Raw genomic sequence first — 16,854 nt, forward strand, 5'->3', positions numbered from 1 at the left:
TCGCGGTGAGTGCCGGTATCCACCGGGTGCGCGAGGCGCTGCCGGGCTACGACGTCGGCGAGGAGGTCGGCCGAGGCGGCTGTGGGGTCGTGCTGGCGGGCACCCATCGCCGATTGGGCCGGTCGGTGGCGATCAAGCAGATTCCGCCCGGGTTCGCCGACGACGCCGAAGTGCGTAGACGATTCGTCGACGAGGCGCGAGTGATGGCTGCCATCGATCATCCGCACGTGGTGCGGGTGTTCGATTACCTCGAACACGAGGGGCTGTGTCTGCTGATCATGGAATTCCTGCCGGGCGGGACGGTCGGTAGCCGATTCCACGGCGAGGGTTTCGCAGCCACCTCGGCGGTCGCGGTGGGACTGGCGTGCGCCGCCGGACTGCACGCGGCGCATCGGCACGGCATCCTGCACCGAGATGTCAAACCGGCCAATCTGATGTTCGGTACGGGCGGCGCTGTCAAGCTGACCGACTTCGGTATCGCGAAGATCGTCGGCGGTGATCAGACCCTGGCGACCAAGGCAGGCGAGATCATCGGTACGCCGTCCTACATGGCGCCGGAACAGATACTCGGAGAAGAACTTTCCCCGGCCACCGATGTCTATTCGCTGGCGACGATGCTCTATCAGTTGCTTTCCGGTGTCCTGCCGTTCCCGCCCGCGGACAGCACCAGGGCAACCCTTCTCGCCCACGCCTTCGGACAGCCGGTGCCCCTGGCGGAGACCGCCCCGCGTGTTCCACAGCCCATCGCCGAGGTGGTGATGCGGGGTCTGGCCACCGATCCAGCCCAGCGATTCGCCTCGGCCGAGGATTTCGGCATCGCGCTGGCCGAACCCGCGGCCTACTGCTGGGGCGGTGATTGGCTGACGCCGGTCGGCATCCCGGTCATCGGCGCGGACACCATCGTGGCGGCCGCCACCGGCGGCGGCCGGCGCATCGGCAGGAGGGCGGGTGCTTCCGGCACGGTGCCCCGACCCGGCGATGTGGGTGCGCCGCCGTCGGGCATGGCCGCGCCGCCGACCGCGGCGTTCGATGCGCCGGGAGTACTCGGGCACAGTCCGTCCGGTGGTACCGGCCGCGGTCCGGTCGGATACCCGACAGTCCCGCACCGACCCGGTCGCCCCGGATCGGTGCGGGCGGAAGATGGACCCCCGAAACAAACGGTCGCCGGGGCGGGTGGGTCACCGACGCGCCAGAACGTCGGTACCTGGACCATGCCCGCGCCCGAACAGGCGGCGGCGACCTCGCCTCGCGTGCGGCCGAAGGAGGAGGCGCCGAGCGGCGTGCGCCTGATCGATATCGACCGCGACGATATGGTGCCCATCCGGGAAGTCATGGTTGCCGAATCGCCACGGATCCCGCTCGTGATCGCGGCGGTTCTGGCGGCCACGGCCTGCGCCATCGCGCTGCTGGGCCTCGGCGGCCCGGCCGTCGGCGGTGACCTCGCACCGGGGGCGGTCACTCTCTCCGGCGCCGACCCGGTCACGACGACACCGGTCCTGCTCGACCTCTCCGCCCCGATTCCGCTACAGGTCGATGGAATCGACGCCGACGCGGCGCGGTTGTCGCTGAACGTCCTCGGCGCCAGGCTCGGTGGATCGACCACCGCCCTCTCGCCCGGCACTCCCGCATCGCTTGCGGCGCCGGTCAACCCCTACGTGCTGGCCGGGGCTACCACCGGGGAACTGACACTGCTGCGCGGCGGAACCGAAATCGCCACGCAGCGAATCGAATTCCGCACCCGACAGCGTTCGACGACAACGGGGGTGGCGGTGGGTGTCGCGTTGCTGGCGTTGTTCGCGATCGCCTACCTGGAGTCCAATTTCCGTGCCCTGCGGCGCGGGCGCGGCGGGCCGTCGAACACCGCGGGCCTCGTCGTCAGCGCTTCGGCGACGGCGGTCGCGGTCGTCGGCGCCGCCTGGGTGCTCCTGGAAAAGCCACCGACCGGCCTCACACTGGTCACCGCCGTAGTGGCCGCCGCGGCGGCGAGCGTGGCAGCTATGGTCGCCGCGCGCCGAATGGCCGAACGCTACCGCCATCTGCGCCGCCGCCGCTTGGTCGCCATGGTCCGGGTGTGACGGCGGTCGGTCCGCCGACTCGACTCACGCCGGGGTGCCGCCGCGAAGCCACTCGGACCACGGGATGCTCCAATCGCCGTTCTGCCAGATGTCGAGGGGTTCGCCGCCGGTGTTGCGGACCTCGACGACGTCGCCGGGGATGACGAAGTCGTAGAACCATGCGGCATCGGCGGGGGAGAGGTTCAGGCAGCCGTGTGAGACGTTGGTGTTGCCTTGAGCCCACATGCTCGCGGCCAGCGCGTGCACGAAGATGCCGTCGTGGCTGATGCGGACCGCGTGGTCGATGCTGGTGCGGTAGCCGCCGGCGTTGGTGGGCAGGCCGTAGGTGGCGGAGTCCATGATCACCGGGTTGTTCCGGTCCAGCACGGTGTAGATGCCGGGACGGGTCCAGAACGACAGGTATCGGCCGCCGACGACCGTGGTGCCGCCTTTGCCCATCGATGTGGGCATGGTGCGCACCAGGTTCCCGTTGTCGAAGACCTCGATCTGTTTGGTGTCGTCGTCGGCGATCGCGACGTGCGCGGGGCCGATCATCACCGACACCCGTTGGTCGCGCAGGCCGTAGCGGCCCTCGCCGAGCGCGCGTCCGAACAGTTCGGCCTCGATCGTGATCCTGGTTCCCGGCGCGTGATAGTGCTCCGGCCGCCAGTGTGCGTTCTGATCGTCGAGCCAGTACCAGGCGCCCGTGACGGCGGGCTGGGTGGTGACTTTCAGGTGGCGTTCCACGGCGGCCCGGTCGACGGGTTCGTCGAAACGGGCGACGAGCACGAAACCCACGCCGTAGGTGTCGTTCTCGGCCAGCTCGACGAGATTGGCGGAGCGCAGGGAGACGTCGATGAGCTGTCGCGGTCGCACCGTGGTGCAGGTCGTCGTCGCGGTGACGTCTCCGGCTTCGCCGTGCGCCACGGCTTTCGCGGTGTAGGTGTGTCCGTAGCCGAGCGGCTCGGCGCTGGTCCAGGTCCGATGATCGGGTGCCGGTGCGCCGGGCAGTGATCTGCCCGTTTCGTCGATCCATTCGACCGACCGCAGTGTCCCGTCGGTGACCGTGACCGTGCCGTGGCTGCGCGGATCGACGTCGAGGGTGCCGGGTGGCGGATCGAATCGGATGGTGGCGGGTTTGGGGGGCGCGGGTTCCTGCCCGCATCCGGCCAGAGCGAGGCCACCCGCACCGGCGAAGCCGATCAGCAGCCGACGACGTCCCAATACCACCGCGTAACTCCCTTCGCTGGGTGCAGCAGGGCCAACGCTCCGTCCGCCAGCATGTGGCAGCGACGCGCCTGCCGAGACGCCAACGAGCGGTTTCTCCACCGATCCGTCGCACAACCGACACCGTTCCGCGATTGATCCGAATTTTTCGGACAAGACGGTCACGGTTGGTCTGCAGGGCTCGGACGGTCACACGGTCCGCTCGTCGGCCGCAGGCCCCACCGACCTCCGGTCAACGGGCGACCACGTCCTCGCCGAGGAAGCCACCCGACTGGTGCCGCCACAGCTGCGCATACGTTCCTTGCGCGCACAGCAGCTCCTCGTGTGTCCCCTCCTCGACGACTCGCCCGTGGTCGAGCACCACGAGCCGGTCCATCCCGGCCACCGTGCTGAGCCGGTGCGCGACGACCAGCGCCGTACGTCCTTCCATCAACTCCCAGAGCGCTTGCTGCACAAGCGATTCGCTTTCCGAGTCGAGTGCGCTGGTGGCCTCGTCCAGGAGCAGGACGGGCGAGTCCCGCAGGATTGCCCGGGCCAGCGCGACCCGCTGGCGCTGGCCGCCGGACAGTTTCACGCCGCGCTCGCCGATGAGCGTTTCCATACCCTGCGGCAGCGCGTCCGCGAATTCGGTGACGTGCGCGGCCTCGGCGGCCCGCAGGATGTCCTCGTCCGTGGCGTCTGGGCGCGCGAACCGGATGTTCTCGCTCAGGGTCCGGTGGAACATGGCCGGATCCTGAGGCACGTAGGCGATCAGACTGCGCAGATCCGCCTGCCGCAACCGGGCGATGTCCTGCCCGCCGATGCGGATCGTTCCGGATTGGATATCCATCAACCGCAGCAGCAGGTGGGTGATGGTGGTCTTGCCGCCACCGGATCGTCCGACCAGGCCTACCTTGGCGCCGCTGGGCACGTGCAGATCCAAGCCGTGGAACAGCTGCCGCGCACCATCGTGGGTGAAGTTCACTCCCTCGAACCGGACGTCGAAGCTCTTGGGCCGCAATGGTTCAGGATGTTCGATATCGAGCACCTTCGGTTCGTCGAGCAGTAGTTCGGTGAACTGCGCCGCCTCGGTGAGCACGGTCTCCAGCCGTCGGTAGATCTGGTTGAACCGGAACATGATCCCGGTGGCGTTGAAGTAGTAGGTGAATGCCACCACGATGGCCTCCACTCCCGCATTCCCGCCGCTGAGGCCCAGAGCGATCAGCAGGCCGATCACGTTGGTGAGCACCAACAGCGGCGCTACCAGCGTATCTATCCGCTGGTTCGCGTAATCCCAGGAGCGCAACGACTTACGCCGCGACGAGGCGACCCGCCGCCGATGCTCGGCCGCCTCCTGCGGTTCGGCGGCGAACGCGCGCACCACTTGCATATTGGCCAGGCTGTCGGCCACATGCCCGGAAACCCGCGCGATGGCGGCCTCGCGGTCGTCGACGAGCTTCTGGCGGCGCGCGATCAATGGCATGACGACCAGCGCGCTCACGACGATCATTCCCATCAGCACGACGACCAGCACGGGGTCGTAGCGCCACAACACAACCGAGGCGAACACCAGCGGCACCAGCGCTGCCAAGACCTCGAAGGCAAGGGTGTCCACGAACTGCTCGAACCGAGCCGCGAAGCTGAGCGAGCGCTTCGTCAGCGAACCGGCGAAGTTGTTGTGGAAGAACGCCGCGTCCTTGGCGAGCAACTCGTCCATGGCGAGCACGTACAGGTGCTCGATACCGTAGGCGTCGACTCGGTTCAGGCAGTGAATCCCGATGCGCCACAGCACTTCCGCGAACAGCAGGGCGCCACCGAAGGCGAGGATGTACGAAGCGAGGGCCCCGAAACTCGTATCCCCGGTCACCGCGACCCGGCCGACCACCATGGCGACGATCAGCGGTGCGATGTACAGGTTGCAGATATTGCCGAGTGCCGGCGCCAGCAGCGCCGGAATCGTCAAAGCCTTGCGGGAGGCCATTTCCCGGCCGTAGAAACGCAGCACCAGCTTGACCGCCGTTGCGCGTGAACTCATGCTCCCCCCTCGCGTCTCGAGTCAACGAGCGATGCAGGTGAGCAATGATCCCGCGTCGAGGCTGCTTACCGCCAGCGAATATCCGCACCGGCCGACCGGGATGAGGGGGTCACGACGACGGTGTTCATCGGCGCACCGCCGCGCGCGAGTGGGGTCCACGTACGACAGGAGTTCGTATCTCGATGTGGACACGATATCGAGGGACCGTCACTCCAGCTCACCGCGCCCAGCACAGACTCGAACGGGCCCGAAGATCTAGTGATCACCTTTCATGCTTGGACTCCTGCACAGGTTTGCTGACTCGAAAGGAAACTGGACATGAGCGCTCTGGGCACCCCACTCGAAAAGATCGTCGCCATCAGCGCGGTCATCGGCGGTGTCGGCATGGCGTACGTCGGCCAAGCGTCCGCCGCTACCGATCAGGAATGGGACAGCCTCGCCGCGTGCGAGTCGGGTGGTGATTGGAGCAGCAACACCGGCAACGGTTTTCATGGCGGGCTGCAGTTCTCGCCGGGCACCTGGGCTGCCTATGGGGGTGTCGCGTATGCGCTGACTGCCGACAAAGCCACCCGTGAACAGCAGATCGCCGTCGCCGAGCGGGTACTCGCCGCCGAGGGCTGGAGCCCTTGGGCAGGTTGTTCGGCCGCGCTCGGCCGTTCTCGGTGAAACGCAGAGCTGTTCAGCAGGCGACGCTCGGCCCTTCCGCGCGGCGGTCAATCCGTGTCGGGCCGAATGATGGCGCCGTTGAGGACCCGTAGCAGGTCGGCGACGTCGGCGGCTCGAGGGGCGGAGCGATCCAGGGTGGCCAAGCCGTGCACGACCGTCCAGGCGAGCAGTGCCATGTATTGCGGTTCGACGCCGCCACCCCACCCGCGGTCGGATTCTTGTGCGGCCGTCTGCAAGAGCAGGTTCCAAATCTGCAGGCGTTTGTCGACGAGTTCGGCGTTGGCGTCGTCGACCTGGGTGGATCCGAGCATGAGTGTGAACAACGCCGGATGCTCGCGGGCGAACGCGACATAGGTTGCCCCGACCGCGATGGCGTGTTCCCCGAGGGGCACGTCGGTCGGCACCTGCGCCAGCGCGTCGGCGATGTCGGCCGTCAGCCGCGTGAAGCCGTCGACCGCGACTGCGGTCAGAACCGCTCGCCGGTCGGCGAAGTGGTAGGTCAGCGCCTGATGGCTGATACCCACCCGGCGTGCGATCGATCGCAGGCTGGCCCGTTCCGCACCGACGTCGGCGAGTTCGGCCGCTGCTGCGGTCAATATCGCGCGGCGCACCTCTGATGGCCGCCGTCGACCGGCCGGCGCTTTACGTGTGGCAACCATGGTCCAACTATGCCGGAACCACTACTACTTGCCAGTGGCAGGCAGAAGCCTTAGAGTTACATGCCACTGGCAGTTACAGATAGATCTACGGTCGCAAACGACCTCCAGACCGACGTCGGACAGGCTCGAGCCGCCCGCCGACGTCCAGCGGATCTGCCGGTCTCGTCCCTGCACAGGGCCTCCGCCCTGAGAGGCCGGCAGATCCGCACCTTCCCCAGAGACATTCGGCTCGGCGAGCAGATCCGCCGCTCGATGCAGGGCGGTTCTGTCGTCTCGGTGTGATCGACCACGACCTGAAGGAGAAAGCTGCGATGCCGGAATTCGACTCGATCGTCATCGGATCAGGGCTGGGTGGATCCTCGGCCGCCGCACATCTGGCGGCCGCGGGTCAGCGGGTGCTTCTGTTGGAGCGGTACTCGGTTCTCGGGGGCAGCTCGCATGTCTTCCGCCGGCAAGGCAAATGGGAGTTCGACTGCGGGGTGCACTACGTCGGCGATTGCGGGCCCGGCGGGCAGATCCCGACGCTGATGCGGGGATTGGGCCTCGACGACCGCATCACGTGGCTTCCGCTCGATGCTGCCGGATTCGACACCGTGCGAGGGCCGGATCTCGAATTCCGGCTGCCCGCGGACTGGGACGGCTACGAGGCCAACCTTGTGGCCGCCTTTCCCCAGGACGCCACAGGGCTACGCCGGATGGTCCGGATTCTGCGTGCCATCGGCGAACCGTGGGACCGCGACCGCACCCCCGCCACGATTTCCGCGCAGTGGTCGTGGATCCGCAAGACCGGTCCCGCGGCCGCCTTCGCCGCACTACCGGTGATCAGCCTGTTCACCATGTGCGGGCTCGCACCGCGCACGATTCTCGCCCTCTCGGTGCACTGCGGGCTGCTGGGATCGACCCCGACCAGAGCGACGACCGCGCTGTACGCGGTGCTACTGCACAACTACGTCGGTGGCGGCGCCTACTATCCCCGCGGCGGTGGGCAGGCCTTGTCGGCCGGATTCGCCGAGGTCACCGCGAGTCACGGCGGCACGATCCGCCGCAACGCCGCCGTGGAGAAGATCCTGATCGACAACAACCGCGTCCGAGGGGTACGCCTGGCCGGCGGCGAGACGATCACCGCGTCCTCGGTCGTCTCCGCCGCCGACATCCTGCGTACCTTCCGTGACCTGGTAGGCCACGAACACCTGCCGCTACCGTATCGAGCGCGCATCAGTCAGCTGAAGATGTCGTTGCCGTTCATCAACGCCTATTTCGGTATCGAGATGGATCTGTCGACCGCACCGAACTGCAACTTCTTCGCAATTCCGACCTGGGACGACGCCACCAGTCTGCTGAAGCTGGCCAACATGCAACGCACCTTGCTGGGCGGCGCCGGCTTCGCTGACGGTGAGCAGTGGGCGCGCCGAGTCGCGGCCCGCCAGCCGATGTTCGTCCAATCGTCTTCGCGGCGCGATCCCGCCCACGCCGCGGCAGCACCCGCCGGGCACGCCACCGTCGAGGTGCAGTCGATCGTCCCGCACCGGCCGCGTCTGTGGGGCGTCGACGGCTACGACATCGACGGCCACGAATACCGCAACGACCGCACCTACAACAACGTCAAGGCCATCCTCCTCGAGGGCATGGCTCAGCGGATGGAGCAAGCGTTCCCCGGAGCCGGGTCCGCTATCAGATTCTGCGAACTCGCCACCCCGGCCACCCAGGAACGATACGTCGGGAACACCTGCGGCGCGCCGTTCGGCCTCGACGTCACTCCCACGCAGATCGGCCCGCTGCGGCCGGGAACCAGAACTCCTGTCGAAGGGCTGTACCTCGCCGGCACCAGCACCGCGTGGGGCCCGGCGACCGAAGGCGCCATGCTCAGCGGACGGCAGGCGGCCAGCGCGATCCTCGGCCGGGACCTGAGCGCCGAAGTACGCGACGGCGCGGTGCTGGCCGACCCCTCCAAGCTCACCGCCTGGCCATCGGACTTCGACGCACTGCGCAGCGCGAGCAGCCAACTCGACAAGACCGCTTGATCGAGGCGGGCACAAGCACTGTCCATCACGGGCTCGCCTCGGGGTGCGGTCAGGGTCGGGGTCCATCGTCAGCGTTAGCGACGATCATCCGATTGCTCGATTCGGAAACGCGCGTCTGCTTTTACTGTCGCGAATATGACTGGGTGCGACAGTAATTCGGAATCACTTCAACGGCAGCGACTGGATCGGCGGCGGTTCCTTCGCGCCACCGCGGCGGTGCCACTGCTGGTGTCGATCGCCGCCTGCACCTCGGATACTGCGCCGAAACGATCGACCGGACCGGATCTGTCGGGAGTGGACGCCGCCGTCCGGCCGCAGGACGACCTGTATCGGCATATCAACGGGACGTGGTTACGGGATTTCCAATTACCGCCGGACAAGCCAACCTACGGCACGTTCGACGAGCTCACCGATCGCACCGAGCTGCGACTGCGCGAGATTCTCGAGGGGTTGGCGGGCGCGGCGGCGGGGACCGATGAACAGCGCATGCACGCGGTCTACACCGGATGCCTCGACACCGCCGCGCGCGACCGGGCCGGGATCACCCCGCTCGCGGATCTGCTCGCCGATATCGAAAGAGCGACCGGCAAACCCGATCTCGCGAAGGTGATGGGCAGGCTCACCGCACTCGGGGTACCGGGGCTGGTCGCAGTGCGAGTCCACGCCGATCGCACGGATCCGACCAGGCACCGGGTCTACCTGTCGCAATCCGGGCTCGGGATGCCCGATGGCTCCTTCTACCGTGACGGGCGGTACGCCGACCAGCAGGCCGCCTACCGTACCTACCTCGAACGCCTCGGACGCGCGGCGGGCGTACCGGAGCCGGACGTGCTCGCCACGCGGGTGTACGAGCTGGAGAACGCAATCGCCGGCGGGCACGTGGATCTCGCAGCCGTCATCGAATCCATGTCGTCGTACAACCCCCACTCGTGGAGTGGATTGCGCGACCTGGCACCGGGATTCGACTGGGACGCTTGGCTCGCGGGGGTGACCGACCGGCCGGCGCGATTCGAGACGGTGGTGGTCGACCAGCCCGGATACCTGCCCGTGGCCGCCCGGCTGTGGGCCGAAACAGACATCGCCGTGTGGCGGGATTATCTGCGACTCAGGGTGATCTCACGCTACGCACCGGCGCTGTCCACCGCGTTCACCGAGGCGCACTTCGACTGGAACGACCGGACGTTGCAGGGAACCCAGCAGCCGCCGGAGCAGTGGCGCACGGCCGTACGGGTGGTACGGGAACGGCTCGGCGACGCTCTCGGTCGTGCGTATGCCGCACGTCATTTCCCGGCCGAGTCCAAGAAGCTCGCCGAAGAGCTGGTCGCGGATCTGCTGCGTGCCTACCGAACCGCGCTGGGAGAGGCTTCGTGGATGTCGGAGGCCACTCGGCAGACGGCGGTCGCCAAGGTGGACAAGGTCGTTGCACTGGTCGGCGTGCCCTTGCGCGGGCGCGACTATACCGGAATGACCATTCGGCAGGGCGATTTCGTCGCCGCGTTGCGCGCCGCGGACGGCTTCGAATTCGCCTGGCAATTGGCGAAACTGGAGCGGCCGGTGGATCGCGGCGAATGGGATTTCATGACACCCGCCGACGTGAATGCCAGCTACAGTTGGGAACTCAATCACATCTGCCTGCCCGCGGCCATTCTGCAACCGCCGTTCTTCGACCCGGATGCCGACGCGGCGGTCAACTACGGCAGCATCGGCGTCGTGATCGCGCACGAGATGGGCCACGGTTTCGATACCGGCGGCTCCAAATACGATGCGGACGGCATCCTGCGTGACTGGTGGACACCGGAGGACAAGGCGGCCTTCGAGGCAAAGGCGCGATTGGTGGTGGACCAGTACAACCCGCTCGTACCGGAAGGATTGACACCAGAGCAGCATGTCGACGGCACGCTCACCGTCACCGAGAATTTCGCCGACCTGCGCGGATTGACCACGGCGCTGGCGGCCTTCCGGCTCGCCGAACAGCGTCGCGGCGTGGCGAATCCGGACTACCGCTCGCTGTTCCAGGCGTACGCGCGCATGTGGCGGCAGTGCGCGAGCCCCGAGTACCAGGCCATGATGCTCGGGCTCGACTCGCACTCTCCCGTCGAATTCCGCGTCAATCAGGTGGTTCGCAATATGCCGGAGTTCTACACCGCGTACGGTGTCCAGCCCGCCGACCGGATGTATCTGGAAGCCGGCAAGCGAGTCGCCATGTGAGAAACGGGAGACAACACATTTTGCGCGAGCGAATGCGGCGAACCGTCCAGCTGGTTCGGCACCGCTCCCAGGGCATCGGCACCGCACTCACCGAGCGCGCCGTCGCGCTGGCGCTGGAAGCCGACGTCGGGCGTGTAGTGCTCACCGCCGCGCCGTACGGAGAACGGATCTGCCGACGTCTTGGATTCGTCACCGTCGGGCACGTCGTCCGGGTACGCGTGCAGCCTGCGCCTACGAGGTCGATGTCACGGTAGTGACGGTGCGCGTCTCGAAGACCCGAAACGCTCCCGCGTCCAGAGTCAATACCTATGAGGTATACCGACGCGTTCGAACGATTCCGTCAGCCGCCGGGGAATTCGTCCACTGTTGTCATAACCTCAGTGGAGAGATTCCCCACGCTACGCGTGGGTAACAGCCGCACGCCGTGCACCTGCGGAAATGGAGGTGCACACTACCCGGGACCGGTAGTCCCAACCCGCCCGCCCGGGCCAGTTCTGTGAAAGGAGCCGGCGAGTGTTCAGCCGCATCGCCATCGTGAACAGGGGAGAGGCCGCCATGCGCCTCATCCACGCCGCCCGAGATCTGGCCGCGGAAACCGGGCTACCGATCGAAACCGTCGCCCTGTACACCGACGTCGACCGGAACGCGACGTTCGTGCGGGAGGCCGACATCGCCTACGACCTCGGTGCGGCGTCGGCACGCCCGTACCTGGATCTCAAGGTACTCGAGCGTGCGCTGGTGGCTACCCGGGCCGACTCCGCGTGGGTCGGTTGGGGTTTCGTCGCGGAGGACCCGGCGTTCGCGGAGTTGTGCGAGCAGATCGGCGTCACCTTCATCGGCCCGAGCCCGGAGGCCATGCGCAAACTCGGCGACAAGATCGGCGCCAAGCTGATCGCCGAGGAGGTGGGCGTGCCGGTCGCGCCGTGGAGCCGTGGTGCGGTCGAGAGCGTGGACGCCGCCTTGGCGGCCGCGGCCGAGATCGGCTACCCGCTGATGCTGAAGGCGACCGCGGGCGGTGGCGGCCGCGGTATCCGCGTGATCACGAACGAAGCCGAACTCGTCGACGCCTACGAGCGCACCCGTCAGGAAGCCGCACGCGCCTTCGGCAGCGGCGTGGTCTTCCTGGAGCGGCTGGTCACCGGCGCCCGGCACGTCGAGGTTCAGGTGATCGCGGACGGCCAGGGCACCGCCTGGGCACTCGGCGTGCGCGACTGCTCGGTGCAGCGGCGCAACCAGAAGATCATCGAGGAGTCGGCGTCGCCAGTCCTGCTCCCCGAGCAGACGGCCGAGCTCAAGGCGTCGGCCGAGCGGCTGGCCATCGCCGTCGGCTACCGCGGCGCCGCGACCGTGGAGTTCTTGTACCACCCCGGTGACAAGCAGTTCGCCTTCCTCGAGGTCAACACCCGCCTGCAGGTCGAGCATCCGATCACCGAGTCCACCACCGGTTTCGACCTGGTCAGGGCCCAGTTGCTCGTCGCCTCCGGAGGCCGGCTCGAGGGCGAACCTCCGGCGGAACGCGGGCACGCCATCGAGGCCCGGCTCAACGCCGAAGACCCGGACCGCGATTTCGCGCCCGCCCCCGGCCGCATCGCCCGGCTGGATCTGCCCGCCGGGCCGGGCATCCGCGTCGACACCGGAGTCAGCGAGGGCGACACGATTCCCGCCGACTTCGACTCGATGATCGCGAAGATCATCGCCTACGGCCGCGATCGTGACGAAGCGCTGGCAAGGCTGCGCCGGGCACTGACGCAGACCAGGGTCGTCATCGAGGGTGGCGTGACCAACAAGAGCTTCGTGCTCGACCTGCTGGTCCAGCCCGAGGTACTCGATGCCAGCGCGGACACCGGCTGGATCGACCGTGTACGCGGCGAAGGCCGTCTCGTGTCGCACCGCCACTCCACCATCGCGCTGGCCGCTGCCGCCATCGACGCCTACGAAGAGGAAGAGCGGGTGGAGCGGCACCGTCTGCTGTCCACGGCGTCCGGCGGGCGACCCCAGGTGCAGCACGAGAGCGGTAGGCCGCACGACCTCAAGCTGCGCGGAGTCGGCTACCGCGTGCGCGTCGCGCGCGTCGGTGCCCATCGGTTCCGCGTCGGTATCGAGGCGGGTGGCGATATTCGTACCGCCGACGTGGATCTCGAACGCTTCGATCGGCACTCCGGGCAGATCGTCGTCAACGGTGCCCGGTACCGCTTGATCACCGGCACGCACGGCCCGATCCACATGGTCGACGTCGACGGCGTGGCGCATCGGATCAGCCGCGACGAGGGCGGTGTCGTCCGCTCTCCGGCCCCCGCGCTGGTCGTCGCGACGCCGCTCGAGGTCGGCGACGAGGTCGAGGCGGGCGCGCCGGTCCTGGTGCTGGAAAGCATGAAGATGGAAACCGTGCTGCGCGCGCCGTTCCGGGCCCGGTTGAAGGAGTGCGGTGTCTCCGTCGGCACTCAGGTCGAGACCGGCGCGCCACTGCTGCGGCTGGAACCGCTCGCCGAAGACGACGAGAACGCGGACACCGCGGCGGTCGGCTCGGTCGAGCTGGATCTGCCCGGCGAGCCCGCACCGGTTCAACCGCACGAGCGTCTGACCCGCGGCCAGCAGGATCTGCGCAGCCTGCTCCTCGGCTTCGACGTCGACCCGCACGACGACCGCCGAGTGGTCGACGACTATCTCGTCGCGCGCCGGGCCGCCATCGCCGACAACCGCAGGCCCCTCGCCGAAGAACTCGAGCTCGTGCAGGTGTTCGCCGACCTCGCCGAACTGAGCCACAACCGGTCCTGGGAGGAGGACGGCGGCCAAAGCCACGTCCACAGTGCCCGCGAGTACTTCCACACCTATCTGCAGAGCCTCGATGTCGAGCGTGCCGGGCTGCCCGCGTCCTACCAGGCCAAACTCGGCAAGGCGCTCGAGCACTACGGCGTCACCGATCTGGCGCGCACTCCCGACCTCGAAGCCGCGGTCTTCCGGATCTTCCTCGCCCAGCAACGTCCGGCCGACACCGTCACGATCATCACGACCTTGCTGCGCGAGTGGCTGCGGGAGCCGGTCCCGGACCGGGTGCTTCGCGAGCCCGTCGGTCTGACGTTGGAGCGGCTGGTGGCCGCGACACAGGTGCGCTTCCCCGTCATCGCGGACCTCACTCGCGGACTGGTGTACGCGTGGTTCGGCCAGCCGCTGCTGCGGCGTAATCGCGCCCGCGTGTACGCCGATGTTCGCAAGCACCTGAGCCACCTGGACGCGCACCCGGACGCGCCCGATCGCGGCGAGCGCCTCGCCGAGATGGTGCGGAGCACCGAGCCGCTGGTGCGGCTGCTCGGCCAGCGGCTGGCGCGCGGAAGCGCCGACAACACGGTCATGCTGGAGGTGCTGACCCGGCGGTACTACGGCAACAAGGGCCTTGCCGACGTTCGGACCCGTGAGGTCGGCGGCTGCGCGTTCGTGATCGCCGAGCGCCGGGGTCTCTCCCTCGTCTCCGCCGCCGTGCGCTTCGACGCCCTCGGCACCGTGCTGCGCGGGCTCGCCGAACTGGCGAGCGGCGCCCCGTCCATCGAGGCCGACATCTACCTCGGCTGGGAGAAGCAGCCGGAAGACTTCGACGCGATGGCCGCGGCTCTGCAGGAGGCGCTCAGCGCACAGCCGCTGCCGAATCAGGTCAGTCGAATCACCGCGACGGTCGCGGGTAGCGGCGGTGCGGTGATGCACCACCATTTCACCTTCCGCCCGACGGCCACCGGATTGGCCGAAGAGCGATTGATCCGTGGCCTGCACCCGTACATCGCGGAGCGGATGCAGTTGAAGCGGCTGCGCAAGTTCGACCTCACCCGCCTGCCGTCCTCGGACGAAGAGGTCTATCTGTTCCGGTGCGTCGCGAAAGAGAATCCGTCGGACGAGCGACTCATCGCGTTCACGCAGGTCCGTGATCTGGCCGCACTGCGGGAGCAGGATGGCAGGCTGCTCGCGCTGCCGACGGCCGAGAGCACCATCACCGCCTGCGTCGACGCGATTCGGCGAGTGCAGTCCCGGCGGCCGTCGGGCAAACGCCTGCACACCAACCGGATCGTGATGTACGTCTGGCCCCCGCTCGACCTCACCCACGCCGAGTTGGAGTCGATCGTCGAGCGCGTGGAAGCCACGGCCGTGGGCGCCGGGCTGGAGGAGCTCCTCCTCATCGCCCGCCAGCCCGATCCGGAGACCGGCGAGTTGGTCAAGATCGTCGTGCGAGTCGCCTTCGACGTCACCGGCGGCACCACGGTGACCATCGGCGAACGGACCGACGAGGTGATCGAGCCGCTCGACGAATACCGGCAGAAGGTGCTGCGAGCCGGCAGCCGCAACACCGTGTACCCGTACGAACTGACCGGGCTGCTCGGTGAGTTCGCCGAGTACGACCTCGACGACGACCACACGCTCGTTCCGGTCGACCGGCCCAAGGGAAACAACACGGCCGCGATCGTCGCAGGCGTGGTCACCACGCCGACCGAGCGGCATCCGGAGGGCGTCGCCAGGGTGGTGCTGCTCGGCGATCCCACGAAATCGCTCGGCGCACTGTCCGAACCGGAATGCCGCAGGGTGATCGCCGCGCTGGACCTCGCCGAACGGATGCAGGTACCGCTGGAGTGGTACGCGCTGTCCTCGGGCGCCCGGATCTCGATGACGTCGGGCACCGAGAACATGGACTGGGTGGCGGCGGCGCTCAAGCGGATCGTCGAGTTCACCCAGGACGGCGGAGAGATCAACATCGTGGTCGCGGGCATCAATGTCGGCGCCCAGCCGTACTGGAACGCCGAGGCGACGATGCTCATGCACACCAAGGGCATCCTGGTGATGACGCCGGAATCCGCGATGGTGCTCACCGGCAAGCAGTCGCTGGACTTCTCCGGCGGTGTGTCGGCCGAGGACAACTTCGGCATCGGCGGCTACGACCGCGTGATGGGCCCCAACGGGCAGGCTCAGTACTGGGCGCCGAATCTGCTCGCCGCGCGAGACGTGCTGATGTCGCACTACGACCACACCTATGTGGCGCCCGGTGAGCAAGCGCCGCGGCGGTCGCGGACCGACGACCCCTTCGATCGCGATATCTCCGACTTCCCGCATGCCATGGCGGACAGCGACTTCACGACCGTCGGCGAGATCTTCTCCGCCACCGCCAACCCGGACCGCAAGAAGCCCTTCGACATCCGGACCGTGATGCGGGCGCTGTCAGACCAGGATCACCCGGTGCTGGAACGCTGGGCGGGCATGGCCGACGCGGAGACGGCGGTGGTGCAGGACGCGCGGCTCGGCGGCATCCCGGTGTGCCTGCTCGGCATCGAATCCCGAGGCGTGCCGAGGCGCGGCTTCCCGTCCACCGACGGTCCGGACACCTACACGGCGGGCACGCTGTTCCCGCAGTCGTCGAAGAAGGCCGCGCGCGCCATCAACGCGGCAAGTGGCAACCGGCCACTGGTGGTGCTGGCGAACCTGTCGGGCTTCGACGGCTCACCGGAATCGATGCGGAAGCTGCAGCTCGAATACGGCGCCGAAATCGGTCGCGCGATCGTGAATTTCCAGGGGCCCATCGTGTTCTGCGTGATCTCCCGCTACCACGGCGGCGCGTTCGTGGTGTTCTCGAAGGCGCTGAACCCGAATATGACCGTGCTCGCGCTGGAAGGTTCGTTCGCCTCGGTGCTCGGCGGCGCACCGGCCGCGGCGGTGGTGTTCTCCGGTGAGGTCGGCACTCGGACCGCGGCGGATCCCCGAGTGCGGGAGCTGGAGGCGCGCGCGGCGAACGCGGCCGGCGCCGACCGCATGGCTCTGACCGCGGAGCTGGACGAGGTCCGATCGTCGGTGCGCGCCGAGAAGCTCGGCGAGGTGGCGGCGGAATTCGATCGCGTGCACAACATCCAGCGCGCTGTCGAAGTCGGTTCGGTGGACGCCATCATCAGCGCCTCCGACATGCGCCCACGCATCATCGCCGCCATCGAGGCGGGTCTGCCTGGCTGATCCCGTCAGACCTTGTCGGTGCTCACTGC

General features: G+C 68.0%; 8 protein-coding genes and 1 pseudogene. 6 read left to right on the plus strand and 3 right to left on the minus strand.

Translation table 11 applies throughout. From position 1 onward, the window contains the following. Positions 1-5 precede the first annotated feature (5 nt). A complete protein-coding gene (locus FB390_RS20490) occupies positions 6-2,075 on the plus strand; it encodes a serine/threonine-protein kinase (RefSeq protein ID WP_141810387.1) in 2,070 nt (689 codons plus the stop codon). Between the two features lie 24 nt (positions 2,076-2,099). Here the strand turns inward: FB390_RS20490 and FB390_RS20495 are convergent, their stop codons facing one another. Then, positions 2,100-3,284, minus strand: a complete 1,185-nt coding sequence (locus tag FB390_RS20495; protein WP_246124122.1) for a L,D-transpeptidase — start codon at positions 3,282-3,284, stop codon at positions 2,100-2,102. Between the two features lie 229 nt (positions 3,285-3,513). Then, positions 3,514-5,295, minus strand: coding sequence for an ABC transporter ATP-binding protein (locus FB390_RS20500; protein WP_246124123.1), 1,782 nt, complete (start codon positions 5,293-5,295; stop codon positions 3,514-3,516). 318 nt (positions 5,296-5,613) lie between these two features. On the opposite strand from FB390_RS20500, the pseudogene FB390_RS20505 reads away from it, so the two are divergent. Continuing rightward, positions 5,614-5,955 (plus strand): annotated as a pseudogene (locus FB390_RS20505) (transglycosylase family protein); the annotation flags it as partial. 53 nt (positions 5,956-6,008) lie between these two features. Here FB390_RS20505 and FB390_RS20510 read toward each other — a convergent pair. Continuing rightward, positions 6,009-6,557 carry a TetR/AcrR family transcriptional regulator gene (locus tag FB390_RS20510; RefSeq protein ID WP_185757103.1) on the minus strand — a complete coding sequence of 183 codons (549 nt, stop codon included), beginning with the start codon at positions 6,555-6,557 and terminating at the stop codon, positions 6,009-6,011. 374 nt (positions 6,558-6,931) lie between these two features. On the opposite strand from FB390_RS20510, the gene FB390_RS20515 reads away from it, so the two are divergent. From FB390_RS20515 to FB390_RS20530, 4 genes are all read left to right on the plus strand, one after another. Further along, positions 6,932-8,641, plus strand: coding sequence for a phytoene desaturase family protein (locus FB390_RS20515; protein WP_141810391.1), 1,710 nt, complete (start codon positions 6,932-6,934; stop codon positions 8,639-8,641). A 135-nt stretch (positions 8,642-8,776) separates the two neighbouring features. Beyond that, positions 8,777-10,849 carry a M13 family metallopeptidase gene (locus FB390_RS20520; protein WP_141810392.1) on the plus strand — a complete coding sequence of 691 codons (2,073 nt, stop codon included), beginning with the start codon at positions 8,777-8,779 and terminating at the stop codon, positions 10,847-10,849. Positions 10,850-10,881: 32 nt separating this feature from the next. Continuing rightward, positions 10,882-11,103, plus strand: a complete 222-nt coding sequence (locus FB390_RS20525) for a GNAT family protein (RefSeq protein ID WP_141810393.1) — start codon at positions 10,882-10,884, stop codon at positions 11,101-11,103. Between the two features lie 259 nt (positions 11,104-11,362). Then, positions 11,363-16,825: an ATP-binding protein gene (locus tag FB390_RS20530; RefSeq protein ID WP_141810394.1), complete on the plus strand. Its 5,463-nt coding sequence runs from the start codon at positions 11,363-11,365 to the stop codon at positions 16,823-16,825. The last annotated feature ends 29 nt before the right edge of the window (positions 16,826-16,854 follow it).

The organism is Nocardia bhagyanarayanae, assembly GCF_006716565.1.
GTDB classification, from domain to species: domain Bacteria; phylum Actinomycetota; class Actinomycetes; order Mycobacteriales; family Mycobacteriaceae; genus Nocardia; species Nocardia bhagyanarayanae.

Coding starts and splice junctions, on each gene's coding strand:
- FB390_RS20500 (WP_246124123.1), bottom strand. CDS start 5,295: ATGAGTTCACGCGCAACGGCGGTCAAGCTGGTGCTGCGTTTCTACGGC.
- FB390_RS20515 (WP_141810391.1), top strand. CDS start 6,932: ATGCCGGAATTCGACTCGATCGTCATCGGATCAGGGCTGGGTGGATCC.
- FB390_RS20520 (WP_141810392.1), top strand. CDS start 8,777: ATGACTGGGTGCGACAGTAATTCGGAATCACTTCAACGGCAGCGACTG.
- FB390_RS20525 (WP_141810393.1), top strand. CDS start 10,882: ATGCGGCGAACCGTCCAGCTGGTTCGGCACCGCTCCCAGGGCATCGGC.